15 protein-coding genes, 1 tRNA gene, 2 rRNA genes and 1 pseudogene are annotated in these 25,966 nt (G+C 72.8%); 17 read left to right on the top strand and 2 right to left on the bottom strand.

What is annotated here, in order from left to right; translation table 11 throughout:
• From E1283_RS05930 to E1283_RS05920, 3 genes are all read left to right on the top strand, one after another.
• Positions 1-103: ribosomal RNA gene (locus E1283_RS05930) — 23S ribosomal RNA — on the top strand; the annotation flags it as partial.
• 53 nt (positions 104-156) lie between these two features.
• Positions 157-273 (top strand): 5S ribosomal RNA (gene rrf / locus E1283_RS05925).
• A 5-nt stretch (positions 274-278) separates the two neighbouring features.
• Positions 279-354: transfer RNA gene (locus E1283_RS05920), tRNA-Thr, on the top strand.
• Between the two features lie 57 nt (positions 355-411).
• Here the strand turns inward: E1283_RS05920 and E1283_RS05915 are convergent.
• A complete protein-coding gene (locus tag E1283_RS05915) occupies positions 412-3,021 on the bottom strand; it encodes a SpoIIE family protein phosphatase (RefSeq protein ID WP_132816812.1) in 2,610 nt (869 codons plus the stop codon).
• A gap of 245 nt (positions 3,022-3,266) precedes the next feature.
• On the opposite strand from E1283_RS05915, the gene E1283_RS05910 reads away from it, so the two are divergent.
• The 8 genes from E1283_RS05910 to E1283_RS05875 all read left to right on the top strand — a co-directional run bounded on the left by E1283_RS05910 (position 3,267) and on the right by E1283_RS05875 (position 16,986).
• On the top strand, positions 3,267-8,828 hold the full coding sequence (locus E1283_RS05910) for a HAMP domain-containing protein (RefSeq protein ID WP_243744625.1): 5,562 nt from the start codon (positions 3,267-3,269) through the stop codon (positions 8,826-8,828).
• 411 nt (positions 8,829-9,239) lie between these two features.
• Positions 9,240-9,908, top strand: a complete 669-nt coding sequence (locus tag E1283_RS05905) for a response regulator (protein WP_132816810.1) — start codon at positions 9,240-9,242, stop codon at positions 9,906-9,908.
• A gap of 76 nt (positions 9,909-9,984) precedes the next feature.
• A complete protein-coding gene (locus E1283_RS05900; protein ID WP_132816809.1) occupies positions 9,985-12,714 on the top strand; it encodes a DNA translocase FtsK in 2,730 nt (909 codons plus the stop codon).
• A 121-nt stretch (positions 12,715-12,835) separates the two neighbouring features.
• On the top strand, positions 12,836-13,660 hold the full coding sequence (locus tag E1283_RS05895) for a helix-turn-helix domain-containing protein (RefSeq protein WP_243744624.1): 825 nt from the start codon (positions 12,836-12,838) through the stop codon (positions 13,658-13,660).
• A 78-nt stretch (positions 13,661-13,738) separates the two neighbouring features.
• A complete protein-coding gene (gene rimO / locus E1283_RS05890; protein WP_132816807.1) occupies positions 13,739-15,259 on the top strand; it encodes a 30S ribosomal protein S12 methylthiotransferase RimO in 1,521 nt (506 codons plus the stop codon).
• A complete protein-coding gene (gene pgsA / locus E1283_RS05885; protein WP_132816806.1) occupies positions 15,256-15,924 on the top strand; it encodes a CDP-diacylglycerol--glycerol-3-phosphate 3-phosphatidyltransferase in 669 nt (222 codons plus the stop codon). The genes rimO and pgsA overlap by 4 nt, the downstream gene beginning before the upstream one ends.
• Positions 15,914-16,483 carry a CinA family protein gene (locus tag E1283_RS05880; RefSeq protein ID WP_243744623.1) on the top strand — a complete coding sequence of 190 codons (570 nt, stop codon included), beginning with the start codon at positions 15,914-15,916 and terminating at the stop codon, positions 16,481-16,483. The genes pgsA and E1283_RS05880 overlap by 11 nt, the downstream gene beginning before the upstream one ends.
• A 95-nt stretch (positions 16,484-16,578) precedes the next feature.
• Positions 16,579-16,986 carry a helix-turn-helix domain-containing protein gene (locus E1283_RS05875; RefSeq protein ID WP_132816805.1) on the top strand — a complete coding sequence of 136 codons (408 nt, stop codon included), beginning with the start codon at positions 16,579-16,581 and terminating at the stop codon, positions 16,984-16,986.
• Between the two features lie 51 nt (positions 16,987-17,037).
• Here E1283_RS05875 and E1283_RS05870 read toward each other — a convergent pair whose 3' ends face one another.
• Positions 17,038-21,762, bottom strand: coding sequence for an ATP-dependent helicase (locus tag E1283_RS05870; protein WP_132816804.1), 4,725 nt, complete (start codon positions 21,760-21,762; stop codon positions 17,038-17,040).
• Between the two features lie 69 nt (positions 21,763-21,831).
• Between E1283_RS05870 and E1283_RS05865 the strand changes: the two genes are divergently transcribed.
• From E1283_RS05865 to recX, 6 genes and pseudogenes are all read left to right on the top strand, one after another.
• The gene (locus tag E1283_RS05865) at positions 21,832-22,674 is read left to right on the top strand and encodes an AraC family transcriptional regulator (RefSeq protein ID WP_243744622.1); all 843 of its coding nucleotides are present in this window, start codon (positions 21,832-21,834) and stop codon (positions 22,672-22,674) included.
• A gap of 83 nt (positions 22,675-22,757) precedes the next feature.
• Positions 22,758-23,462, top strand: coding sequence for an AzlC family ABC transporter permease (locus E1283_RS05860; protein ID WP_132816813.1), 705 nt, complete (start codon positions 22,758-22,760; stop codon positions 23,460-23,462).
• The gene (locus E1283_RS05855; protein WP_132816803.1) at positions 23,459-23,770 is read left to right on the top strand and encodes an AzlD domain-containing protein; all 312 of its coding nucleotides are present in this window, start codon (positions 23,459-23,461) and stop codon (positions 23,768-23,770) included. Before E1283_RS05860 ends, E1283_RS05855 begins: the two co-directional genes overlap by 4 nt.
• Positions 23,771-23,796: 26 nt before the next feature.
• The gene (locus E1283_RS05850; RefSeq protein ID WP_132816802.1) at positions 23,797-23,991 is read left to right on the top strand and encodes a DUF3046 domain-containing protein; all 195 of its coding nucleotides are present in this window, start codon (positions 23,797-23,799) and stop codon (positions 23,989-23,991) included.
• A 176-nt stretch (positions 23,992-24,167) separates the two neighbouring features.
• Positions 24,168-25,316 (top strand): recombinase RecA, encoded by a 1,149-nt coding sequence (gene recA, locus E1283_RS05845; protein WP_132816801.1) that lies wholly within the window; start codon positions 24,168-24,170, stop codon positions 25,314-25,316.
• Positions 25,208-25,924: pseudogene (gene recX, locus E1283_RS05840) on the top strand (recombination regulator RecX); the annotation flags it as partial. The gene recA and the pseudogene recX, both read left to right, overlap by 109 nt.
• Between the last annotated feature and the right edge of the window lie 42 nt (positions 25,925-25,966).

Raw genomic sequence — 25,966 nt, 5'->3', positions numbered from 1 at the left:
GATGGGGTAAGGCTCCCTGTAGACGACAGGGTTGATAGGCCGGAGATGGAAGCCGTGTGAGCGGTGGAGTTGACCGGTACTAATAGGCCGAGGGCTTGTCCATAGATGCTCGCGTCCACTGTGAAATTTTGATCGACTGGTGTGCCCTCTAAGGGTTCCGGTGGTCATGGCGGTAGGGAAACGCCCGGTTACATTCCGAACCCGGAAGCTAAGCCTGCCAGCGCCGATGGTACTGCATGGGGGACCGTGTGGGAGAGTAGGTCGCCGCCGGACATATTGCCCCAATAGCTCAGTCGGCAGAGCGTCTCCATGGTAAGGAGAAGGTCAACGGTTCGATTCCGTTTTGGGGCTCCACAGCTTTGCGTTATCGGCTTTTCGAAAGGCCCCCGCCATTCCGGCGGGGGCCTTTCGCTATTCCGGGATCCGCAGGGTCAGGATCGCCATGTCGTCCGAGGGCGGGTTGGGCGCGAAGCGCTCCACCGCGCGCAGCACCCGGGCGGCGACCGCGCCCGCCGTGAGTCCGGTGCACGACCCGAACACGTCGGCCAGGCCGTCGTCCCCCAACATCCGGGTGCCCTCGCGCCGTTCGGTGACGCCGTCCGTGACGCACAGCAGGACGTCGCCCGGGTTGAGCATGATGTTCTGCTCGTAGAGCTCCAGATCGTCCATCACACCGAGCAGCGGCTGCGGGCTGGCGGCCGGCTCCACGCGGCCGTTCGGCGTGAGGCGGAGGGGCAGCGGGTGGCCGGCACAGACCATCTTGAGGAGCGCGCCGCCCTCGGGTTGGGGCCACATCTCGCCGTAGAGCAGCGTCAGGAAACGGCCCCGCGGGCCCTCCTCGAGAATCGCCGTGTTGAGCCTCTCCAGCACCGCGGGGCCGCCGAGCCCCTCGCGGGCCAGCAGGCGCAGCGCGTGCCGGGCCAGCCCGGTGACCGAGGCCGCCAGCGGGCCGGTGCCGCAGACGTCGCCGATGGCGAAGCCGTAGGCGCCCTCCCGGATTGGGAAGACGTCGTAGAAGTCGCCGCCCACCTCGTTGCCTTCGCCGGCCGCCCGGTAGATGACCTCCACGTCGACGCCGTCGATCTTCGGCAACTCGGGTGGCAGCAGGCTGCGTTGCAGGGACTGGCTGATGGCGGTGCGCTCGCTGTAGAGCCGGGCGTTGTCCAACGCGAGCGCGGCTCGGCGGGAGAGGTCCTCGGCGAGCTCCAGGATGTCCTGGCGGAACCGCTCGTCGGTGGGCTTGCCGAGCGCCAGCAGACCGATGACCCGGTTGCGGGCGATCAGCGGCAGCAGCACCGTTTCGCCGCCCACGGCCGCCGCGGTGCTCAGGCTGATGCCCGGCGCCTGCGGCTCCGAGGGGAGCCGGCCGAGGGCGAGGCTGCGCAGCGAGCTGCGGAGCGCGGTGTTGCGCGCCGCGTCCGAGGGGGCCTGCCAGGGGCGGACACCGAGCGAGATGTCGGGGTCCGGCGGCTCGACCCGCTCCAGGAGCGCCTTGATGCCGTCGATGCGGTCCTCGTCCTCGTGCAGCACGTAGGAGAGCACCGGCTCGGAGCCCGGCTCCGGCACGGTGTAGACGGCGCACCAGGTGGCCAGCGTCGGGACGGTCATCTGGGCCATCAGGGCCAGGGTCTGGTTCCGGTCCAGTGTGCCGGCCAACAGCTCCGACGCCTCGACCAGGAAGGCGAGCGAGCCGCGGCGCAGCCGTTCCAACTCGGTGAGCCGGGCCGACTCCACGGCCAGGGCGATCCGGTCGGCGGCGAACTGGAGGCGCAGGGCCTCCTCGTTGCTGTACCGGCCGGGCGTCTCCGAGGCGACGCCGAGTGAACCGGTGAGCCGGCCCTCGACCTTGAGCGGCACCGTGACCACCGCGTGCATCCCGGTGCCGGAGAGCAGCGGCACGGCGCCGGGGGCGGACGCCAGGTCCTCGTGGACCGACGGCATGCGGGCCGAGCCGTAGCGGCCGCTCCCGGTCTCGACCGGGACGCGGGCGAAGCGCTGGCGGGCGGACGGCAGGCCCGTGGTGGCGCGCACCTCGAGCTCGGTCTCGTCGTCGGTGGCGAGCAGCAGGAACGCGGCGTCGCCGTCCAGCATGTCCCTGGCGCGCTCCACGGTGCGTTGGAGGAGCCCGTCGAGGTCGTCGGGCGGCGGGGAGCCGATCAGGGCGTCCAGCGGGTCGCCGAGGCCGCGGTCGGCACCCTCGCCGCCGGCCTGCAGGGGCAGCCTGACGGGGCTCTGCAGGATGGCGCGTTCCTGGTCGCGGACGATGAGGCAGACGGTCGACGGGTCGCCCTTGGCGTCGCGGACCCGGAGATGGCAGGCGTAGACGGGGACGGTGCGGCCCTCGGAGTCGCGGAGGCCGTAGCTGCCCTCCCAGCGGGAGAGCGCCAGGGCCTCGGCGATGCCGGTGCCGGTGCCGGGGGTCTGGGGCCAGGCGGCGAGGTCGCCGAGCGGCTTGCCGACGACCTGCTCGGCGCGGTAGCCGAAGAGTTCGGCGGCGTCCTCGTTCCAGACGGTGATGGTGTCGGCGCGGTCGACCTGGACGACGGCGACCCGGACCCTGGTCTCGCTGACCGGCAGCGCCTCGTCGGGGAGCACCGGGCCGGCGGAGCGGGTGCCGACGGGGAGCACCTGCTGGTCCAGGCGGAACCACACGCACTTCTCGGCCGGCGTGTAGTCGACGCCCCAGCGGGCGGCGAGCGCGGCGCACAGCAGCAGCCCGCGGCCGCCCTCGCTGTTGAGGTCGAGCTGGCCGCGGGATACCTCGGCCATCGGGAGCTCGCGTTCGGGGTGGCGGTCCACGACCTCGACGCGGACGCCGTCGTCGTCGCGCAGACAGCGGACCTCGGCCGCCGTGCCGGCGTGCACCACGGCGTTGGTGACCAGCTCGCTGGTGAGCACCACGGCGTCCTCGATGAGGTCGGCCATGCCCCAGCCCTGGAGGGTGTCCCTGACGAAGCCCCGCGCGGTCGCGACCGAGCGTCCTACCGGCTCGAAGGTGGCCGCAGCTCGCGCGGTGATCACGTCACTCCCCCAAAGAAGGCTCTGTCATTCTGCTGGCCCGCCGCCGCATGACAGACCGGAAGCCAGGTTACTGACGTTGGCGGCCATCGCGGACGGCGCATCCGATGATTTCCCCCGGACCGGGAAAACAGTGCTATGGGATGCTGCCGAACTGTTATCGCCCGGTCGGTCGAGAGTGAAACACTGGGATGGTCCGACGCGAAAGCCCGGGCGGAACGGTTCGATCCTGCGGGAGGGACACAGTGGTGTCTGAGGGAGCAGCGGCGCGCGCTGGTACGCGTGCGCGTACGAGGAGGTCGAGGGGCAGCGGAACGGTGGAAGTGGACGCCGTCGCCCTGAACCGACTGCTCTCGGCACTCGAGGCGATGCGGGACGGCAACCTGCGGAAGCGGCTGACGGTCACGGGCGAGGGTCCGATGGCCGAGATCGCCGCCGTGTACAACGAGGTGGCGGACCGGGGGCTGCACGTCACCGGCGAGCTGGCCGGCGTCCGGCGGTTGGTGGGCCGGGAGGGTCGGCTGACCGAACGGCTCGAGACGGGCGTCTGCGAGGGCGCCTGGGGCAAGGCCATCGACGATGTGAACGGCCTGGTCGAGGACCTGGCCGGGCCGCTGTCCGAGGTGGGTCGGGTGCTCTCCGCGGTGGAGGACGGCGACCTGCGGCAGCGGATGGAGCTGCGGGTGCCGGGCGAGCGGGCCGGCACCACGCGGCCGTTGCGCGGCGAGTTCCTGAAGGTGAACCGGACGGTCAACGGCCTGGTCGACCAGCTTTCCGCGTTCCACGACGAGGTCACGCGGGTCGCGCGGGAGGTCGGCACCGAGGGCAAGCTGGACAGCCAGGCCGAGGAACGCGGCATGTTCGGCCCCTGGATGGAGCTCACGAAGTCCGTCAACACCATGGCGCTTCGGCTGACGGCGCAGCTGCGCGACATCACCCAGGTGACCAAGGCGGTGGCCAACGGTGACCTGTCCCGCAAGGTGACCGTGCACGTGGCCGGGGAGATGCAGGAGCTGAAGGACACCGTGAACGGCATGGTGGACCAGCTCTCGTCGTTCCAGTCGGAGGTGACCCGGGTCGCCCGCGAGGTGGGCACCGAGGGTGTGTTCGGGGGGCAGGCGAAGGTCGACGGGGTGGACGGGGTCTGGAAGGACCTCACCGACTCCGTGAACACGATGGCCTCGAACCTCACCGCGCAGGTGCGGGAGATCGCCCATGTGACGACCGCGGTGGCCAACGGCGATCTGACGCAGCGGATCACGGTGCGGGCGCGCGGCGAGTTCGCGCAGCTCGCGGACACCATCAACGACATGACCGAGACGCTGCGGGCGTTCGCCGACGAGGTCACCAGGACGGCGACCGAGATCGGCACCGAGGGCGCGCTGGGCGGTCAGGCGCGGGTGCAGGGCGTCGCGGGCACCTGGAAGGACCTGACGGACTCGGTCAACACGGCGTTCCGGAACCTCACGGCGCAGGTGCGGGACATCGCGCAGGTCACCTCGGCGGTGGCCAACGGCGACCTGTCGCGCAAGGTGACCGTCGACGTCCGTGGCGAGATGCTGGAGTTGAAGAACACCGTCAACCGGACGGTGGACCAGCTGTCCTCGTTCCAGTCCCAGGTCACCAGGGTGGCGCGGGAGATCGGTGACGAGGGCGTGCTGGGCGGCCAGGCGTCGGTGCTCGGGGTGGCCGGGGCCTGGAAGGACCTGACCGACTCGGTGAACACCGCGTTCCGCAACCTGACGGAGCAGGTGCGGAACATCGCGCAGGTGACGACGGCGGTGGCCAACGGCGACCTCTCGCAGAAGGTCACGGTCGACGTGTCCGGCGAGATGCTGGAGCTGAAGAGCACCGTGAACCGGATGGTCGACCAGCTGTCGTCGTTCGCCGACCAGGTGACGCGGGTGTCCACCGAGGTGGGCATCGAGGGCCGGCTGGGCGGCCAGGCGCAGGTCGAGGGCGTCTCCGGCACGTGGAAGGCGCTCACCGACTCGGTGAACGAGATGGCCTCGAACCTGACCCGTCAGGTGCGGAACATCGCGCAGGTGACCACGGCCGTGGCGCGGGGCGACCTGTCGCAGAAGATCGACGTCGACGCGCGCGGTGAGATCCTCGAGCTCAAGAACACCGTGAACACGATGGTGGACCAGCTGTCCTCGTTCGCGGAGCAGGTGACCCGGGTGGCCCGCGAGGTGGGTACCGACGGGCGGCTCGGCGGTCAGGCACAGGTGTCCGGAGTGGCCGGCACCTGGCGGGCGCTGACGGACTCGGTGAACGGCATGGCGTCCAACCTCACCGACCAGGTGCGGGCCATCGCCCAGGTCGCGACGGCGGTGGCGCGCGGTGACCTGTCGCAGAAGATCACGGTGGACGCCAAGGGCGAGATCCTGGAGCTGAAGGACACCCTCAACACGATGGTGGACCAGCTGTCGTCCTTCGCCGAGCAGGTCACCAGGGTGGCCCGCGAGGTGGGCACGGAGGGGCGGCTCGGCGGCCAGGCGAAGGTGGACGGCGTGGCCGGCACCTGGAAGGACCTCACCCAGTCCGTCAACGGCATGGCCAACAACCTGACGCTTCAGGTGCGGCAGATCGCCGACGTGACGACCGCGGTGGCCGAGGGCGACCTGACCAGGAAGATCACCGTGGACGCGCAGGGCGAGATCCTGGTCCTGGTGAACACCGTGAACACCATGGTCGACCAGTTGTCGTCGTTCGCGGACCAGGTGACCCGGGTGGCCCGCGAGGTGGGTACCGAGGGCCGGCTCGGCGGTCAGGCACAGGTCCGGGGTGTCTCGGGCACGTGGAAGGACCTGACCGACAACGTGAACCTGATGGCGGCGAACCTCACCAGCCAGGTGCGGAACATCTCCGAGGTCGCGATGGCGGTGGCCGACGGTGAGCTGACCAAGAAGGTCACGGTGGAGGCGAGCGGCGAGGTCGCGCAGCTCGCGGACACGGTCAACCGGATGGTGGACCAGCTGTCGTCGTTCGCTGCCGAGGTGACGCGGGTGGCCCGCGAGGTGGGCACCGACGGTCGGCTCGGAGGCCAGGCCGAGGTGCCGGGGGTGTCCGGCACCTGGCGGGATCTGACCGACTCCGTCAACGAGATGGCGTCCAACCTGACGGGCCAGGTCCGGAACATCACGATGGTCACGACGGCCATCGCGCAGGGCGATCTGAGCAAGAAGATCGACATCGACGCGCGTGGGGAGATCCTGGATCTCAAGGAGACCCTGAACACCATGGTCGACCAGCTGTCGCTCTTCGCGGAGCAGGTCACCAAGGTGGCCAGGGACGTGGGCATCGAGGGGCAGTTGGGCGGTCAGGCGCTGGTGCCGGGCGTGGCGGGCACCTGGAAGGACCTGACGGACTCGGTGAACGAGATGGCGGGAAACCTGACCCGCCAGGTGCGGGGCATCGCCCGGGTGGCGACCTTCGTGACCAGGGGCGACCACAGCGTGCGGATCGACACGGACGCGGCCGGCGAGATCCTGGTGGTGCAGGAGAACATCAACCGGATGGTCACCGACCTGCGCGACACCACGCTGAAGACGAAGGAACAGGACTGGCTCAAGGGCAACCTGGCGCGGATCTCGGCGCTGATGCAGGGCAGGCGCGACCTGAAGGACGTGGCCAGCCTGATCATGAGCGAGCTGGTGCCGACGGTCACGGCGCAGCACGGCGCGTTCTTCCTCTCGGTGCCGGCCGACGGTGACCTGGAGGTGGTGGCGGGTCCGGCCGAGGACGGCGTGTACGAGCTGCGGATGATCGGCTCCTACGGTTACGCGGCGGGCGCCCACGGCATGTCGTTCCGGCCGGGTGAGTCGCTGGTGGGGACGGCGGCCGAGGAGCGCCGGATGATCCTCTTCGGGCCGACCCCCGAGGGGTACCTGAAGATCTCCTCGGGGCTCGGTGAGGCGCCGCCGGTGCACGGCGTGGTGCTTCCGGTGCAGTTCAGCGACCGGGTGCTCGGCGTGCTCGAGTTGGCGTCGTTCAAGCCGTTCACGCAGATCGAACGCGACTTCCTCGAGCAGATGGCCGAGATGATCGCGACCAGCGTCAACACGATCAGCGTGAACACGCGGACGGAGATGCTGCTGAAGCAGTCGCAGGAGCTGGCGGAGCGGCTCCAGGAGCAGACCGGCGAGCTGGAGGAGCAGCGGAAGGAACTCCAGGAGCGGAACGCGGAGCTGCGCGAGAAGGCGGATCTGCTGGCGCAGACCAACCGCCGGATCGAGGTGAAGAACTCGGAGATCGAGGAGGCCAGGCGCGGGCTGCAGGAGCGTGCCGAGCAGCTGGCCGTCTCGATGCGGTACAAGTCCGAGTTCCTGGCGAACATGTCGCACGAGCTGCGGACGCCGCTGAACTCGCTACTGATCCTGGCGAAGCTGCTCGCGGACAACGCGGAGACCAACCTGTCGCCGAAGCAGGTGGAGTTCGCGGAGACGATCCACGGCGCCGGTTCCGACCTGTTGCAGCTGATCAACGACATCCTCGACCTGTCGAAGGTCGAGGCCGGCAAGATGGACGTGAGTCCGAGCCGGATCGCCCTGGTGCAGCTGGTGGACTACATCGAGGCGTCGTTCCGGCCGTTGACGGCGGAGAAGAACCTGGAGTTCTCGGTGCGCGTGTCGCCGGAGCTGCCGGCCACCCTGCACACGGACGAGCAGCGGCTGCTCCAGGTGCTGCGGAACCTGCTGTCGAACGCGGTGAAGTTCACGGACTCGGGCTCGGTGGAGCTGGTGATCCGGCCGGCGGGCGGCGAGGTGCCGGACGAGATCCGGCAGCAGATGCTGGAGAACGGCTCGGTGTTGACGGCGGACGCGCCGCTGGTGGCGTTCGCCGTCTCGGACACCGGGATCGGCATCGCGGCGAGCAAGATGCGGGTGATCTTCGAGGCGTTCAAGCAGGCCGACGGGACGACGAGTCGGAAGTACGGCGGCACGGGTCTCGGCCTGTCGATCAGCCGGGAGTTCGCGCGGTTGCTCGGCGGGGAGATCCACGCGGCGAGCGAGCCGGGCCGTGGTTCGACGTTCACCCTCTTCCTGCCGTTGCAGCCGACCGAGCTGCCGCCGCCCGGCTACGGGCAGCTGACGTCGGGCACGCTGGCGGTCGAGGCGCCGCGCGTCGAGCCGGCCGATGAGGCGCAGGAGGCGGGCCCCGTGGCCGAGGAGGCCGCCGAGGACGGTTCGGCGGCCGGCCAGTCCGACGCGGCCGCCGGCGGTGCCGTCTTCGGGACGGCGGCGGACCGGGAGCGGGAGAGCCGGAAGGCGTCGATGGCGGCGGAGCGGGCGGCCGAGTCGCTGACGCGGCGGCACCGGGAGCGGTTCGCGGAGAACGGCTCGCTGGCCACCGAGCGGCGGGAACGCCAGGCCGCGCCGGCCGAGTCGAGGGCCGAGGAGTCGGTTCGACGCCGCGTCTACCGGGACTTCCGTGGCCGGAAGGTGCTGATCGTCGACGACGACGTGCGCAACGTGTTCGCGCTGACCAGCGTGTTGGAGCAGAACGGTCTCCGGGTGCTGTACGCGGAGAACGGCCGGGAGGGCATCGAGGTCCTGGAGTCCAACGAGGACATCGTGTTGGTGCTGATGGACATCATGATGCCGGAGATGGACGGCTACGCGACGACGGCCGCGATCCGGCGGATGCCGCAGTTCTCGGGGCTGCCGATCATCGCGCTGACGGCCAAGGCGATGAAGGGCGACGAGGAGAAGAGCATGGAGGCCGGGGCGTCGGCCCATGTCACCAAGCCCGTCGACACGGACCACCTGTTGGGCGTGATGAGCGAGTGGATGGAGGGGCCGGCCTGATCCCCGGCCCGGCGTGGCGGGGGAACTCCCCGCCGCCGGCGGGCGTTTTGAGGATGAGCGTGGCGGGAGCGGCTGTGGCCAGGCGTGTGCGGACGGGTTCGCCGCTCTCGGATGTGCGTGGTATCGTGACGCAGCGCAATGCGCTGATCACTGGGCGCCTTGCGTTTCTGGCCGGAGGTCGTGCGGACAGAGGGATTCCTGGTGAAGCGGGGGTTGGCCGGAGGAGTTTCGGCTTCTCGCAAGGACGCGAGAGCCTCCGGAAGCCACCGTGTGCGGTTGCGTGGCGGGCCGGGCTCGCTGGCACCATTGCCGGCGTGGATGCCAACATGTCCGGCACAGGACCGGGCGGCGTGAGGGTGCCGTCCACAATGGCGGCGCTCGGCGGCGTCGCAGGGGCGAGGAGGACGGGCCATGGTGCAGAAGGCCAAGATCCTTCTGGTCGATGACCGGCCCGAGAATCTGCTGGCGCTCGAGGCGATTCTCTCGGCGCTCGATCAGACACTGGTCCGGGCATCGTCAGGGGAGGAAGCGCTCAAGGCGCTGCTCACAGAGGACTTCGCGGTGATCCTGCTGGACGTCCAGATGCCAGGGATGGACGGCTTCGAGACCGCGGCACACATCAAGCGGCGTGAGCGCACGCGTGACATCCCCATCATCTTTCTCACGGCCATCAACCATGGCCCGCACCACACGTTCCGCGGCTACGCGGCGGGCGCGGTGGACTACATCTCGAAGCCGTTCGATCCCTGGGTGCTCCGCGCCAAGGTCTCGGTCTTCGTCGAGCTGCACATGAAGAACGTCCAGCTGCGCGAGCAGGCGGCGCTGTTGCGGCGCGAGTTGGACGGTGGGCAGGCGCCGGCGGACACGGAGCGGGGCTCCGGCGGGTTGCTGCCCGAGCTCTCGGCCCGGCTGGCCGCGGTGGAGGAGCAGGCCGAGGTGCTGTCCAAGGAGCTTGCCGAGTCCGGCGGTGGCGCCGCCGTCTCCACGGCCGCCCACCTGGAGCGGAAGCTCGCCGGGTTGCGCCGGGCGCTCGACGCCCTCCAGCCGGGGTCAGGCGGGGCCGAGCGGATCGACCCCTGACCCCGGCCGGTTGACGGTGCCTCAGCGAGGCATGGGGTCCGTGCTCCCGGGGTGAGACCCGGGTAACCTCACCCTCATGGCCTCACGTACGTCCGGCAAGGGTCCCCAGAACGCGCGCGCCGGGCAGAGCGGCGGGGGAGCGGCCAGGAAGTCGGCGCCGGCCAGGAAGGCGCCGGCGAAGAAGGCCGCGGCCAGGAAGCCGCCGGCCAGGAAGGCGGCGGCCAAGCCGCCCGCGCCGCCGTCCCGGAACATCGTGCTGCGAGTGCTGCGCGGTGTCTGGCTCGGTATCGCGCATCCCGTCGGCGCGCTGCTGCGCGGCGTCGGCCGGGGCGCCAAGGGGCTGGACCCGGCGCACCGCAAGGACGGTCTCGCGCTGCTGCTGCTCGGCCTGACACTGGTGATCGCGGCGGGCACCTGGTCGAACCTGCGCGGGCCGGTCGGCGAGCTGGTCACCATGCTGGTCACGGGCGCCCTGGGCCGGCTCGACCTGGTCTTCCCGCTGGTCCTCGGATACATCGCCGTGCGGCTGATCCGGCATCCGGAGAAGGAGGAGGCCAACGGGCGGATCGTGATCGGGCTCAGCGCGCTGCTGCTCGGCGTGCTCGGCCTGGTGCACATCGCCGCCGGGGCGCCGGGCGCCAGCGAGGGCGAGCTGGCCGTGCGCAACGCCGGCGGGCAGCTCGGCCTGGTCGCCTCCCGGCCGCTGATCCTGGCCATGGGCGAGCCGCTGGCCGTGGCGCTGCTGGTGCTGCTGACGGTGTTCGGGCTCCTCGTGGTCACCGCGACGCCCGTGAACGCGATCCCGAGGAGGCTGCGGGAGAGCGCCACCCGGCTCGGGCTGCTGGCGGTCGAGGAACCGGTGCACGAGCGGCTCGCCGACGGCGGCTTCGCCCCCGACCGCTACTGGGACGACGACGAGCGGCCGGGCGCCCGGGGCGTCGTGGCGCCCGACGTGGACGAGCAGGAGCGGGCCGAGCGCACCGCGCTCGAATCCCGGCGGCGGCCCTCGCGGCCCTCGCGGCCCTCCCGGCGGTCCGGTGGCCGGTCGACCGAGGGGGCCGATCCGGTCGACGTGGCGGCCGCCGCGGCCGCCTCGCTGGACGGCGCGGTGCTCCACGGGGTGCAGCCCTCGCCGCTCGTGGCGGACCTCAGCAGCCGCGTCTCCGCCGGCACGCGGGGCGCCGGCAGGGGGCGTGCGGAGCAGGACGAGGACCGGGCCGAGGAGCGGGAGAGCCCGGCGGGCGGGGGCGCCGTCCCCGACCTGACCAAGAGCGCGCCAGAACCGACCGAGTCGCTGCCGCCGCGTGCCGAACAGCTCCAGCTCTCCGGGGACATCACCTACTCCCTGCCCTCGCTCGAACTCCTGCACAGGGGCGGTCCCGGCCGTAGCCGTAGCGCCGCCAACGACGTCGTGGTGGAGGCGCTGACCACGGTGTTCACCGAGTTCAAGGTGGACGCCCGGGTCACCGGGTTCACCCGCGGCCCGACCGTCACCCGGTACGAGGTCGAGCTGGGGCCCGCGGTGAAGGTCGAGAAGATCACCGCGCTGGCCAGGAACATCGCGTACGCGGTGGCCAGTCCGGACGTCCGCATCATCAGCCCGATCCCCGGCAAGTCGGCCGTGGGCATCGAGATCCCCAACAGCGACCGCGAGATGGTCAACCTGGGCGACGTGTTGCGCACCGCCGCCGCGGCCGAGGAGGACCATCCGCTGCTCGTCGCCCTCGGCAAGGACGTCGAGGGCGGCTACGTGACGGCCAACCTGGCCAAGATGCCGCACCTGCTGGTGGCCGGCGCCACCGGCTCGGGCAAGTCGTCCTGCGTCAACTGCCTGATCACCTCGGTGATGATGCGGGCGACCCCGGAGGACGTGCGGCTGGTGCTCGTCGACCCCAAGCGCGTGGAGTTGACCGCCTACGAGGGCATCCCGCACCTGGTCACCCCGATCATCACCAACCCCAAGCGGGCCGCCGAGGCGCTGCAGTGGGTGGTGCGGGAGATGGACCTGCGCTACGACGACCTGGCGGCCTTCGGCTACCGGCACATCGACGACTTCAACGCGGCCGTCCGGGCCGGCAAGGTGACGGCGCCGGCGGGCAGCGAGCGCGAGCTGGCGCCGTATCCCTATCTGCTGGTCATCGTGGACGAGCTGGCCGACCTGATGATGGTGGCGCCGCGCGACGTGGAGGACGCGATCGTGCGGATCACGCAGCTCGCGCGGGCCGCCGGCATCCATCTGGTGCTGGCCACCCAGCGGCCGAGCGTGGACGTGGTCACCGGCCTGATCAAGGCCAACGTGCCGTCGCGGCTGGCGTTCGCCACCTCCTCGCTGGCCGACAGCCGGGTCATCCTCGACCAGGCGGGCGCCGAGAAGCTCATCGGCAAGGGCGACGGCCTGTTCCTGCCGATGGGGGCGAACAAGCCCGTCCGGATGCAGGGCGCGTTCGTCACCGAGGAGGAGGTGGCGGCGACCGTCGCGCACTGCAAGGCGCAGATGGCGCCGGTCTTCCGGGACGACGTGACCGTGGCCTCGGGCAGGAAGCGGGAGATCGACGAGGAGATCGGCGACGACCTCGACCTGCTCTGCCAGGCGGCGGAGCTGGTGGTCTCCACCCAGTTCGGCTCGACCTCGATGCTCCAGCGGAAGCTGCGGGTGGGCTTCGCCAAGGCGGGGCGCCTGATGGACCTGATGGAGTCCCGGGGCGTGGTGGGCCCGAGCGAGGGTTCCAAGGCCAGGGACGTGCTCGTCAAGCCCGACGAACTGGATGGCGTGCTGGCGCTGATCCGGGGGGAGACTCCAGGCTAGGTGGCGACAGGAGGACCATCCTGTTGGCCCACGAATGGGGTCGGCCCGGTTGCCTGTTCCCTTCGCCACGCCCCTAGACTTATATGCACAGCACGTGGCTTCACGCTCGAAAGGCGCCCCCGTGTCCCATGGCAACCTCTCAGCCAAGGACCGGCCTACCGTCGGTCGAACCCTCCAACAGGCGCGCATCGACGCGAAGTTGACCGTCGACCAGGTCAGCGCCGCCACGCGTGTGCGTATCCCCATCGTCCAGGCGATCGAGCAGGACGACTTCTCGCGCTGCGGTGGGGACGTCTACGCGCGCGGGCACGTTCGCACGATTGCCCGAGCGGTGGGCCTGGATCCGGCCGAGGTGATGGCGCTCTACAACGCGCAGCAGGGCGAGCAGCCCGCACCCACCCTCTCGTCCGGACCTTTGTTCGAGGCGGAGCGGATCCGGCCCGAGCCGCGGCGCCCCAACTGGACGGCCGCCATGGTGGCCGCGATCGTGGCCGTGATCGGGTTCGTCGGCTTCACCTTCTTCAGCGGGGGCGACGAGGCGGACCCGGGCGCGGTGGCCGAGCGCGCCTCCACGCCCGGCGCGTCGCCCGAGGACGAGCCGCGGCCCGGCGACGGCCAGCAGGAGGAGGCGGCCCCCGAGGACGAGCCCGATCCCTCGGAGAGCGCGGTGGCCGCCGTGCCGGCCGACAAGGTCACCATCCAGGCCACCGTGGAGGACGGTTCGAGCTGGGTCTCCGCCAAAAACGGCAACGGTGAACTGATCTTCGAGGGCGTCCTCGAGGAGGGCGACTCCCAGATCTTCACCGACGACGACCAGATCGACCTGGTGCTGGGCAACGCCGGAGCCGTCGCGCTGCGGGTGAACGGCAAGGACATCGACACCGACTTCGAGATGGGCCAGGTCCAGCGCCTGAGCTACACCCCGGGCGACCCCGAGGAGGGGTGACCGCCGTCGGGCCCGGGCCCGGGCGCGTGACGCCCGGCCCCGAGAGGCGGCGTCGTCGGGACGAAGTAGGCTGACCCCATGCCCGAACGCCGCACCGTCGCCCTGGTCACCCTTGGTTGCGCCCGTAATGAGGTGGACTCGGAAGAGCTGGCCGGGCGCCTGGCCGCGGACGGCTGGGAGCTGGTGGACGACGCCGCGGACGCCGAGGTGGCCGTCGTCAACACCTGCGGCTTCGTGGAGGCCGCCAAGAAGGACTCCGTCGACGCCCTCCTCGAGGCGAGCGAGCTCAAGTCGGCGGCCGGCGAGGGCACCGGCGGCACCCGCGCGGTGGTGGCCGTCGGCTGCATGGCGGAACGGTACGGCAAGGAGCTGGCCGACGCCCTGCCCGAGGCCGACGCCGTCCTCGGCTTCGACGACTACGCCGACATCTCCGAGCGGCTGCGCACCATCCTCTCCGGCGGGGTGCACGCCCCGCACGTCCCGCGCGACCGGCGCAAGCTGCTGCCGATCAGCCCCGCCGACCGGCAGGGTGCCGACGTCGCGCTGCCCGGGCACGGCGCGGCCGCCATCACCGACCTGCCGGCCGGGGTCGCACCCGCGTCGGGGCCGCGGGCCCCGCTCCGGAGGCGGCTCGGCGGCGGCCCGGTGGCGTCCGTGAAGCTCGCCTCGGGCTGCGACCGGCGGTGCACCTTCTGCGCCATCCCGTCCTTCCGCGGCTCGTTCGTCTCGCGGCGGCCCGCCGACGTGCTGGCGGAGGTCCGCTGGCTCGGCGAGCAGGGGGTCAGGGAGATCATGCTGGTCTCCGAGAACAACACCTCCTACGGCAAGGACCTCGGGGACATCCGGCTGTTGGAGACGTTGCTGCCCGAACTGGCCGCCGTGGACGGCATCGAGCGGGTCCGGGTGAGCTACCTCCAGCCGGCCGAGATGCGTCCGGGACTGATCGACGTGCTCACGGGCACGGACAAGGTCGTGCCCTACTTCGACCTGTCGTTCCAGCACTCGGCGCCCCAAGTGCTCCGCGCCATGCGGCGCTTCGGCGACACCGAGCGCTTCCTCGACCTGCTCGACACCATCCGCGGCAAGGCCCCGCTGGCGGGCGTCAGGTCCAACTTCATCGTCGGCTTCCCCGGCGAGACCGAGGCCGACGTCGCCGAGCTGGAACGCTTCCTCACCGCGGCCAGACTCGACGCCATCGGCGTCTTCGGCTACTCCGACGAGGACGGCACCGAGGCGGCCGGCTACGCCGACAAGAACCCGGCCGAGGTGGTCGCCGAGCGGCTGGCCCGCGTCACCCAGCTGGCCGAGGAGCTGATCGGGCAGCGGGCCGAGGAACGGGTGGGCGAGCGGACCCGGGTGCTGGTCGAGTCGCTGGAGCCGGAGGACGGCGTCGAGGGCGACGTGGTCGCCGTGGGCCGCGGCGAGCACCAGGCCCCCGAGACCGACGGCCAGATCCTGGTCACCGCGCCGGACACGGGCGCGCTCGTCCCCCCGGTCGGGGGCTTCGTGGACGCCGAGATCGTGGCCGCGGAGGGTGTGGACCTCGTCGCCGTGGCGCTGCCGGCGGTCGTCGGCACCGCCGCGGGGGGCGGAAGATGACGGACGGGCCGGCCTCGGCCGCCGGTGAGGGACACGCGGCCGACTCCCGCCACGGCCCAGGAGCCGCCGGCGGATCCTCGGGGGAGTCGTCCGCCGACCTGTGGAACATCGCCAACGTGCTCACCATGGTGCGGCTGCTGCTCGTGCCGGGCTTCGTGCTGCTCATGCTGGCCGACGGCGGGCACGACCCGGCCTGGCGCTCGCTGGCCTGGGCCGCCTTCACGGTGGCCATGATCACCGACCTCTTCGACGGCGAGCTGGCCAGGCGGCACAACCTCGTCACCGACTTCGGCAAGATCGCCGACCCGATCGCGGACAAGGCGATCATGGGCGCGGCGCTGATCTGCCTCTCGCTGCTGTCCGACCTGCCCTGGTGGGTGACCGTGGTGATCCTCGTGCGCGAGCTGGGGATCACGGGCCTGCGCTTCTGGGTGATCAGGCACGGGGTCATCCCGGCCAGCCGGGGCGGCAAGCTCAAGACGCTGGCCCAGGGGGTGGCGGTCGGCATGTACATCCTGGCGCTGACCGGGCCGCTGGCCACCCTCCGGTGGTGGGCGATGGCGGCCGCCGTGGCGTTGACCGTGGTCACCGGCCTGGACTACGTGCGGCAGGCGGTCGTGTTGCGCCGCGCCGGGCTCGCGAGGGAGCGCGCCGGTGGGCGGTGACCGCGGGGCTCCCGAGCCGGCGATCGCGGAGCAGGTGCTGGGGCTGCTGACCCGGCGGGGGGAGACGGTGGCGGTCGCCGAATCGCTGACCGGCGGTCTCGTGGCGGCGGCGCTGACCACGGTGCCCGGAGCGTCGAAAGCCTTCGTCGGTTCGGTGACGGCCTACGCGACGGCGGTCAAGCGGGAGGTGCTCGGCGTCGACGGAGAACTGCTCGCGGAGCGGGGAGCCGTCGACGCGGAGGTGGCCAGGCAGCTGGCCACCGGGGTGCGGGAGCTGCTCGGCGCGGGCTGGGGAGTGGCGACGACGGGGGTGGCCGGGCCCGAGCCGCAGGACGGGCACCCGGTGGGCACGGTCTTCGTGGCGGTTTCGGCACCCGGATCCGGGGGAGTCGTGGCCCAGCGGCTCATGCTGCGCGGGGACAGGGCGGCGGTCCGGGCGGAGAGCGTCCGAGCGGTGCTCATCCTGCTGCGGAATGAGCTGGTTCATCACGGGCACCGTGGCCCGCGGGCGGCACAGGATACGGAACAGAACGGAGACGATGGATGTTTGCAGCCCTGAGTGAACAAGACATCGCTCCCCGCGCGGTGGGAGTCCGAGGCGGTACGGTGGGGCATGAAGCAAGCGAGGCCAACGGTCCGAGGAGGGAGCCACCGATGATTCTGCTCCGTCGCCTGCTGGGTGACGTGCTGCGTCGGCAGCGCCAACATCAGGGCCGCACCCTGCGCGAAGTGTCCTCCTCCGCCCGAGTCTCCCTCGGATACCTCTCCGAGGTGGAGCGCGGGCAGAAGGAAGCTTCCTCGGAGCTGCTGGCCGCCATCTGCGACGCGCTGGACCTGCGGATGTCGGAGCTGATGCGGGAGGTCAGCGACGAGCTGGCGCTCGCCGAGCTGGCCCAGTCCGCCGCGAGTGACACGGTGCAGTCCCTCGGGATGCCCGCCGGCCCGAGTCTGGCCGAGCGTCCCATGCTCAACCCGGTGCGGGTCACCTCCGTGACGCACCGGCCCGACGATCGGGTCACGATCAAGTCCCCGGCCGAGGCCGTGGACGTCGTCGCCGCCTGACCGACCTGTTCCGGCCCGCCGCACCGGGCCGGTGCGCCGGCCAGGCCCGCGCTAGGGCCGCAGCCGCAGGCCGCGCGGTGTCGCGTGGAAGCCCGCGGCCTCCAGGAGCCGAACCCACAGCTGGTCTCCCAGCACGGGGGAGCCGTTGACCCGTTCCACCGTGAGCGTGCCCAGGGCGCCCTCGCGGGCCGCCGCCGTCAGTGCCTCGGCGGCCGGCCGGAGCGACTCCTCCACCGCCTCGGGCGGGCCCTCGGGCGCCCAGGCGAGCAGCGTCCGCCCGCCGCGCTCCAGATAGAGCACCAGTTCGCCCGCCACCAGCACGACCAGCGCCCCCGCCTTGCGCCCCGGCTTGTGGCCGGCGCCCGACGGCGGCTCGGGCCAGGGGAGCGCGGCACCGTAGGCGTTCGCCGGGTCGGCGGCCGCCAGCACCAGGGCCCGCGGGCCGCCGGCGGCCGGGACTCCGGTGGTGGGGCCAGGCACCGAGGCCGCCGCGCCGATGGCGCGCAGCCGGTCCACCGCGCCGTCCATCGCGAACTGGGCGGCGCCGAGACCCTCCACCACGTAGCCGCGCCGGGCCTGGCCGCTCTCCTCGAAGGCGGAGAGCACCCGGTAGGTGGCCGCGAAGCCACCCGCCACCCCCTCGGCCGCGACCGCGCCGCGCGTGACCACCCCGTGCCGGTCGAGCAGGGTGCGGGCCAGGGCGTGGGCCCGCAGCGTCGGATCCGGCTCCCGGGGTGGGAGCAGCGACCAGCGCCCGGAGACGGTGGGCGGCCCGCCGCGGGACGCCGTGGGGCGCCGGGCCTGGCCCGTGCCGACGGCCAGCGCGCCGTAGCGGCCGCGGGGCGTGGCCCGGCGCGCCCGGTGGGCGGTGGCGCCCGCGGTGCGGCCCGAGCCCAGCAGCGACCGGAGCGGGCCGACGGTGTCGTTGGTGAGCCGACCCGACCAGGCCAGGTCCCAGACGGCCTCGGCGAGCGCCGCGTCCGACGCCTCCTCGCCCGCCGCCCGCACCTGCTCGGCGATCTGCCGGAAGAACAGGCCGTAGCCGCCGGCCAGCGCGTCGAGGACGGCGCGGTGCACCGGGGTCGTCTCCAGCGGCAGCGGGGCCGGCAGCAGGAGCGGCGCCGCGTCCGCCGTGTAGAGCGAGACCCAGCCGTCCTTGCCGGGCAACGCTCCGGCGCCCGCCCACACCACCTCGCCCGAGGCCGTCAGCTCGTCGAGCAGTGGCGCCGTGTATCCCCTGACCCGGAAGGGCAGCACCAGCCGCTCCAGGGCCGACGCGGGCACGGCGGCGCCCTGCAGCTGCTCCACGGCCCGCACCAGACCGTCGAGGCCGCGGAGCTCGCCCGCGCCGCCCTGCCCCGCGAGGTGCTGCCAGCGGGGCAGGAAGGCCGCCAGGGCGGCCGGCGGCACCGGCTCGACCTCCTGCCGCAGGGCGGCCAGCGAACGGCGGCGCAGGCGCCGCAGGACGCCGGGCTCGCACCACTCCTGGCCGGCTCCGCCCGGCCGGAACTCTCCCTGCACCAGCCGGCCGCCCGCGGCCAGCCGGTGCAGCGCGCCGTCCGCGACGGCCGTGCCGAGGCCGAACCGGGCGGCGGCGTCGGCCGAGGTGAACGGGCCGTGGGTGCGGGCGTAGCGGGACAGCAGGTCGCCCAGCGGATCCGCCACCGGCTCGGTGAAGGCCTCCGGCACCCCGACGGGCAGCGCGGCGCCCAGCGCGTCCCGCAGGCGGCCGGCGTCCTCGATGGCGGCCCAGTGCTCCTCGCCCGCGACGCGCACCCGCAGCGCCCGACGGGCGGCCGCCAGCTCCGCCGCCCACCCGGGGCGCGCACCGCGGGCGGCCAGCTCGGCGTCCGTGAGCGGGCCGAGCACCCGCAGCAGGTCGGCGACGCCCTCGACACCGGTGATCCGGCGTTCCTCGGTCAGCCAGCCGAGCTCGGCCTCGAGGCCGGCGAGCACCTCGGGGTCGAGAAGCTCCCGCAGCTCGGCGCGGCCCAGCAGCTCGGCGAGCAGCCGCGAGTCGAGGGAGAGGGCGGCGGCGCGGCGCTCGGCGAGCGGTGAGTCGCCCTCGTAGAGGTACTGGGCGACGTAGCCGAAGAGCAGGGAACGGGCGAAGGGCGAGGGCTCCTGGGTGGTGACCTCGACGAGCCGGACCCGGCGGGCCTGGACGTCACCCATCAGCTGGGCGAGCCCGGGCACGTCGAACACGTCCTGCAGGCACTCGCGGACCGCTTCGAGCACGATCGGGAAGGATCCGAACTCGGATGCCACGGACAGCAGTTGGGCCGCTCGTTGACGCTGCTGCCACAGCGGGGTGCGCCGGCCGGGATCCCGCCTGGGCAGCAGCAGCGCCCGGGCCGCGCACTCGCGGAACCTGGCGGCGAACAGGGCCGAGCCGCCGACCTGCTCGGTGACGAGGTCGTCGACCTCGTTCGCCTCGAACAGCACGTCGCCCGCGCCGACCGGAGCCCGGCCGTCGTCGAACGCGGCGTCCAGCGGGCCGGAGGCCGGCCCCTCGGGATCGAGGCCGCCCGCGGTCAGCGGGTCGGCGTCCGGCAGCCGCAGCACGATGCCGTCGTCCGCGTGCAGCACCTGGGCGTCCAGGCCGAAGCGCTCCGTCAACCGGGCGCCGAGTGCCAGCGCCCAGGGGGCGTGCACCTGGGCGCCGAACGGCGAGTGCACCACGATCCGCCAGTCGCCCAGCTCGTCCCTGAAGCGCTCGACCACGATGGTGCGGTCGTCCGGCACGTGGCCGCACGCCTCGCGCTGCTCGGCGAGATAGGCCAGCAGGTTGTCGACGGCCCAGGGGTCAAGGCCGGCGGCGGCGAGCCGCTCTTGGGCGGCCTCCGGCGTCAGGCCGCCGAGCTCCCGGAGGAACGCGCCGATCGCCCGGCCGAGTTCGAGCGGGCGGCCGAGCTGGTCGCCCTTCCAGAAGGGCAGCCGGCCCGGCACACCGGGGGCGGGCGTGACGAGCACCCGGTCGCGGGTGATGTCCTCGATGCGCCACGAGGTGGTGCCCAGGGTGAAGACGTCGCCGACCCGGGACTCGTACACCATCTCCTCGTCCAGCTCGCCGACCCGACCGCCGCCCCGGCGCGGGTCGGCGCCGGCCAGGAAGACGCCGAACAGACCGCGGTCCGGGATGGTGCCGCCCGAGGTGACGGCCAGCCGCTGCGCGCCGGGGCGGCCGACGACGGTGTGCGCCACCCGGTCCCAGACGAGCCGGGGCCGCAACTCGGCGAAGGCGTCGGACGGATAGCGCCCGGCCAGCATGTCCAGCACGGCGTGGTACGCGGACTCGGGCAGCGCGGAGAACGGCGCGGCCCGCCGCACCAGCGCCAGCAGTTCGTCCACGTCCCAGGTGTCCATCGCGGTCATCGCGACCAGCTGCTGGGCCAGCACGTCCAGCGGATTGGCGGGGACGCGCAGCGCCTCGATGGCGCCGGCCCGCATCCGCTCGGTGACCACCGCGGACTGCACCAGATCGCCCCGGTACTTGGGGAAGACCACGCCCGCCGATACCGCGCCGACCTGGTGCCCGGCCCGGCCCACGCGTTGGAGCCCGGAGGCTACCGAGGGCGGGGACTCGACCTGGATCACCAGGTCGACGGAGCCCATGTCGATGCCGAGCTCGAGGCTCGAGGTGGCGACCACGGCCGGCAGCCGGCCGGCCTTCAGGTCCTCCTCGATCAGGGCCCGCTGCTCCTTGGAGACCGAGCCGTGGTGCGCCCTGGCCAGCATCGCGGGGGCGCCCTTGGCCGCCCCCGAGCCGCCCATCAGCGCGGCGGGGGAGTGCTCCTCGGGCAGCGGCTCCCCGGTGGCGCGCTCGTGGGCGATCTCGTTCATCCGGTTGCACAGCCGCTCGGCGAGGCGCCGGGAGTTGGCGAAGACGATGGTGGACCGGTGGGCGACCACCAGGTCGACGATGCGTTCCTCGACCGAGGGCCAGATGGAGGGCCCGCCCCCCTGCCCGGGGCCGCCCTGGCCCGGCGTGTCCGGCACGGGGGAGCCGCCGAGCTCGCCCAGGTCGGCGACGGGCACCACCACGGACAGCCGGAACTCCTTGCCGGACGGCGGCTGGACGATCCGGCTCCTGCGCTGCGGGGACAGGAACCTGGCCACCTCGTCGACCGGGCGGACCGTGGCCGAGAGCCCGATCCGCCTGGCCGGCCTGGGCAGCAGCACGTCGAGCCGTTCCAGGGAGAGGGCCAGATGGGCGCCGCGCTTGGTGCCGGCGACGGCGTGCACCTCGTCGAGGATCACGGTCTCGACGCCTGCCAGCGCCTCGCGGCTGGCCGAGGTGAGCATGAGGAACAGCGACTCGGGCGTGGTGATCAGGATGTCCGGCGGCCGGCGGGCCAGGGCACGGCGGTCGGCGGCCGGGGTGTCACCGGTGCGGATGGCGACGCGGATGTCCGGCTCGGGGAGCCCGAGACGGACCGACTCCTGCCGGATGCCGGTGAGCGGGCTGCGCAGATTCCGCTCCACGTCGACGGCGAGCGCCTTGAGCGGCGAGACGTACAGCACCCGGCAGCGCTTCAGCGGCTCGGCCGGCGGGGGCGTGGCGGCCAACCGGTCGAGCGAGGCGAGGAAGGCGGCCAGGGTCTTGCCCGAGCCCGTCGGCGCGACCACCAGGGCGTCCGACTCCTCCGCGATCGCCTGCCACGCCCCCACCTGCGCGGCCGTCGGCGCGTGGAAGGCCCCGGTGAACCACGCCCGGGTGGCGGGCGAGAACCCGTCGAGCGCGGTGTCGGGGGTGGGGGCCGAATGTCCGTTCATGCACCTCATCGTGACACCCGGCACTGACAGGCCCCGGCGGAGCTGGCGCGGCGGGCGGAGAATGGCGGGGTGCGGGTGGAAGAGGAACAGCGGCCGGAGCGGGCCAGGCACTGGCGGCACCCGGAGCTGCCGGGGGTCGACCTGCTGCGCGCCCGCTACGTGCGCCGGACCTTCATCCGGCACACCCACGAGACCTTCGTCATCGCGGCCATCACCCGGGGTGTGGAGGCGTTCCACCACAAGGGCACCGTCGAGCGGGCGAGTGCCGGCGGGCTGGCGCTGATCAACCCGGACACGCCGCACACGGGCCAGGCGGGGGTGCCGGACGGGTGGACCTACGGCGCGCTCTACCCCACGGCCGAGCTGGTGGACGGGATCGCCGCCGAGACGTCGGGGTCGCGCGGCGCGGCCGGGTTCCGCGACGTCGTACTGGTGGATCCGGCGGCCGTGCGGCTGGTCTCCCGGGTGCTGCGGGCGGCGGACGAGGGCGACGCGCTGGCCGCCGACAGCCTGCTGCGGCTGGTGGTCGCGCGGCTCCTCACCCGGGCGGGTGGGGCGCGGCAGCGGCGCGAGGTGCGCGATGCCGGCGCGCGGCAGGCGGAGCGCGCCAGGGAGGTGTTGGCGGACCGGATGACTGATCCGCCGACCCTGGCGCGGCTGGCCGCCGAGCTCGATGTCGGCCCCTTCGCCCTGCTGCGCGCCTTCCGGGCACGCTACGGCCTGCCGCCACACGCCTGGCTCACCGACGCCCGGGTGCACCGGGCCCGCGCGCTGCTGGACGCCGGACTCAGGCCGGCGGACGCCGCGGTGGCGGTCGGCTTCACGGACCAGTCCCACCTGCACCGGCACTTCACCAGGACCGTCGGGGTGTCACCCGGCGCCTACCGGCGGGAACGGCTGCCCGGGGCCTGAGCCGACGGCCGGCCAGCGGTGCAAGAACGTACAAGACCGCGTGGAAAGCTGTCACTTACCGTGCCCAGGTGATCGAAAACACCATGACGGGCGCCACCGCGCGCCCGGAACCGAACGCGACGCGGGCCACGGTGCGCGACGCGCTGGGCGTGGGCTGCGCCGTCGGCCTGTCCGGATTCGCCTTCGGCGTGACCGCCGCGTCCAACGGTCTGAGCGTGCCGCAGGCCTGCGTGCTCAGCCTCCTCGTCTTCACCGGCGCCTCCCAGTTCGCGCTGGTCAGCGCACTGGCCGGGGGCGGCGGCCCGGTGCCGGCGGCGGCCGGCGCGCTCTTCCTCGGCCTGCGCAACGCCCTCTACGGGCTGCGGCTCTCCACCCTGCTCGGGCCGCCGCGGTGGCTGCGCCCGCTCGCCGCCCAGTGGGTCATCGACGAGACCTCGGCCGTGGCCCTCGCCCAGCCGGACCGGCGACTGGCCCGGATCGGCTTCGCGGTCACCGGGGCCTCGCTCTATCTCTGCTGGAACCTGACCACGCTGCTCGGCGCGCTGGGCGCCGAGGCGTTGGGCGACCCCGCCACCTGGGGGCTCGACGCCGCCGGCCCGGCGGTCTTCCTCGCCCTGCTCGCGCCCATGCTGCGCTCGCCCATCGAACGAGCGGTGGCGATCGGCGCGGTGCTGCTGGCGCTCGGCGCCCTGCCGCTGCTGCCGGCCGGCGTTCCGGTGCTGGTGGCCGCGGCGGCCGCGCCGCTCGCGCTGCTGGTGCCCGGCCGTCGCGAGGAGGGCGCGGCGTGACGACGTGGATCGCCATCGCGGTGACGGCGGCCGGCTGTTACCTGGTGAAGCTGGTCGGCCTCACGGTGCCGACCGCGGCGCTCGAACGCCCGCTGGTGCTGCGGCTGGTGGCGCTGCTGCCGGTGGCCCTGCTGGCCGCCCTCACCGCCCTGCAGACGGTGGACGACGGGTCCGGCTCGCCGACGTTGGACGCCCGGGCGGCCGGTCTCGCGGCGGCCGGCCTCGCGCTGCTGCTGCGGGCGCCGTTCCTGCTGGTGGTGGCCGTGGCGGTGGCGGTCACGGCGGGGGGCAGAGCGCTCGGAGGGTGAACCGGCGGGGACGGGATACTGGGGGCATGCGGTTGACTGACTTCTGGCAGCGGATGGCGGCGCAGTTCGGTCCGGCGTACGCGGACTCCTTCGCCCGGGACCACGTGATGTCGGAGCTCGGCGGGCGTACGGTGAACGAGGCGCTGGCCGCCGGCTGGAGCACCAAGGAGGTCTGGCGAGCCGTCTGCGAGGCCATGGACGTGCCCCCGCACCTGCGGTGATGGCCCTGACCAGGCGTTTTCTCGGTTATCCACAGGCCGGGCCAGATGCTTGACACGAAAATCGAACAGCCATTCTTATGGGGGTGCGGAACGGCGCCCCGGTCCTCGATTGTCAGTGGCGGGCGCTAGCGTCCGTTGATGTGAAGCGATCGAATCAGACGGACCGGGTGGCACCCATGGCAGGTACGGACCGCGAGAAGGCGTTGGACGCCGCACTCGCGCAGATTGAAAGGCAGTTCGGCAAAGGCGCCGTGATGCGTCTCGGCGAGCGGCCGAACGAGCCGATCGAGGTCATCCCCACCGGCTCCACGGCACTCGACGTGGCCCTCGGCGTCGGCGGGCTGCCGCGCGGCCGGGTGGTCGAGGTGTTCGGCCCCGAGTCCTCAGGCAAGACGACCCTGACGCTGCACGCGGTGGCGAACGCCCAACGCGCCGGCGGCACGGTCGCCTTCGTGGACGCCGAGCACGCGCTCGACCCCGAGTACGCCAAGAGGCTCGGGGTGGACGTGGACCAGCTGATCCTCTCCCAGCCGGACAACGGCGAACAGGCGCTCGAGATCGTCGACATGCTGATCCGCTCGGGCGCCCTCGACCTGATTGTCATCGACTCGGTCGCGGCCCTGGTGCCGCGCGCCGAGATCGAGGGCGAGATGGGCGACTCGCACGTCGGCCTCCAGGCCCGGCTGATGAGCCAGGCCCTGCGGAAGATCACCGGCGCGCTCCACCAGTCGAAGACCACGGCCATCTTCATCAACCAGCTCCGCGAGAAGGTCGGTGTGATGTTCGGCTCGCCGGAGACGACCACGGGTGGCCGGGCGCTCAAGTTCTACGCCTCGGTGCGGCTCGACATCCGCCGCATCGAGACGATGAAGGACGGCACCGACGCGGTGGGCAACCGCACCCGGGTCAAGGTCGTCAAGAACAAGGTCGCCCCGCCCTTCAAGCAGGCCGAGTTCGACATCCTCTACGGCACTGGCATCAGCCGCGAGGGCGGCCTGATCGACATGGGTGTGGAGCACGGCTTCGTCCGCAAGTCCGGCGCCTGGTACACCTACGAGGGCGACCAGCTGGGCCAGGGCAAGGAGAACGCGCGGAGCTTCCTGCGGGACAACCCCGATCTGGCCAACGAGATCGAGAAGAAGATCAAGGAGAAGCTGGGCATCGGGCCCAAGACCGAGGCCCCGGCCGGCGAGCCGGGCAAGGACGCCTCGGGCGCCGCCGCGGCGCCGGCCGCCGCTGCCGCGGCGGCCTCGGTCACGCCGCCCGCGCCGGCCAAGGCCACCAAGGCCAAGCCCGCCACCGCCGCCGCTGCCGCCAAGAGCTGACGGTGACCCGGCGCAGCGAGTGGCCGGAGCACGCGGGACATGAAGACGGCGGTGGCCCTGCCGCGTCGAGGGCCGGGGCAGGGCCACCGCACCCTCCGAGAAGCCCGGAGGAGCGGGCGCGGGCCATCTGCCTGCGGCTGCTCACCGGGACGCCGCGGACGCGTCGGGAGCTGGCCGACGCGCTCCGCGAGCGGGAGATCCCCGAGGAGGTGTCGGCTGCGGTCCTCGACCGGTTCGAGGAGGTCGGGCTGATCGACGACGCCGCCTTCGCCGCGGCCTGGGTGGAGTCGCGGCACCACGGGCGTGGCCTCGCCCGGCGCGCCCTGGCAAGGGAGTTGCGCACCAAGGGGGTGGCCACGGCCTCGATCGACGAGGCGATCGGCGGGCTGGACGCCGAGCGGGAGGAGGAGACGGCGCGGGCGTTGGTGGAGCGGCGCCTGCGGGCCACCCGAGGCCTCGACCGGGACCGGCGGATGCGGCGGCTGGTGGGGATGCTGGCCCGCAAGGGGTATCCGGAGGGCACGGCCCTCCGGGTGGTCAGGGAGGCCCTGGCGGCCGAGGGGGAGCAGCTGGACGAGGACACGGAGCCGTGGCACGGCGGCCGCTGACCGAGGGCCGGTGAGCCGCCGGGCCGGCGGGGAGGCCGGCCC

It is taken from the genome of Streptomyces hainanensis (assembly GCF_004348415.1).
Taxonomy (GTDB): domain Bacteria; phylum Actinomycetota; class Actinomycetes; order Streptomycetales; family Streptomycetaceae; genus Streptomyces; species Streptomyces hainanensis.
This window is presented reverse-complemented; position numbering and strand designations above follow the sequence as displayed.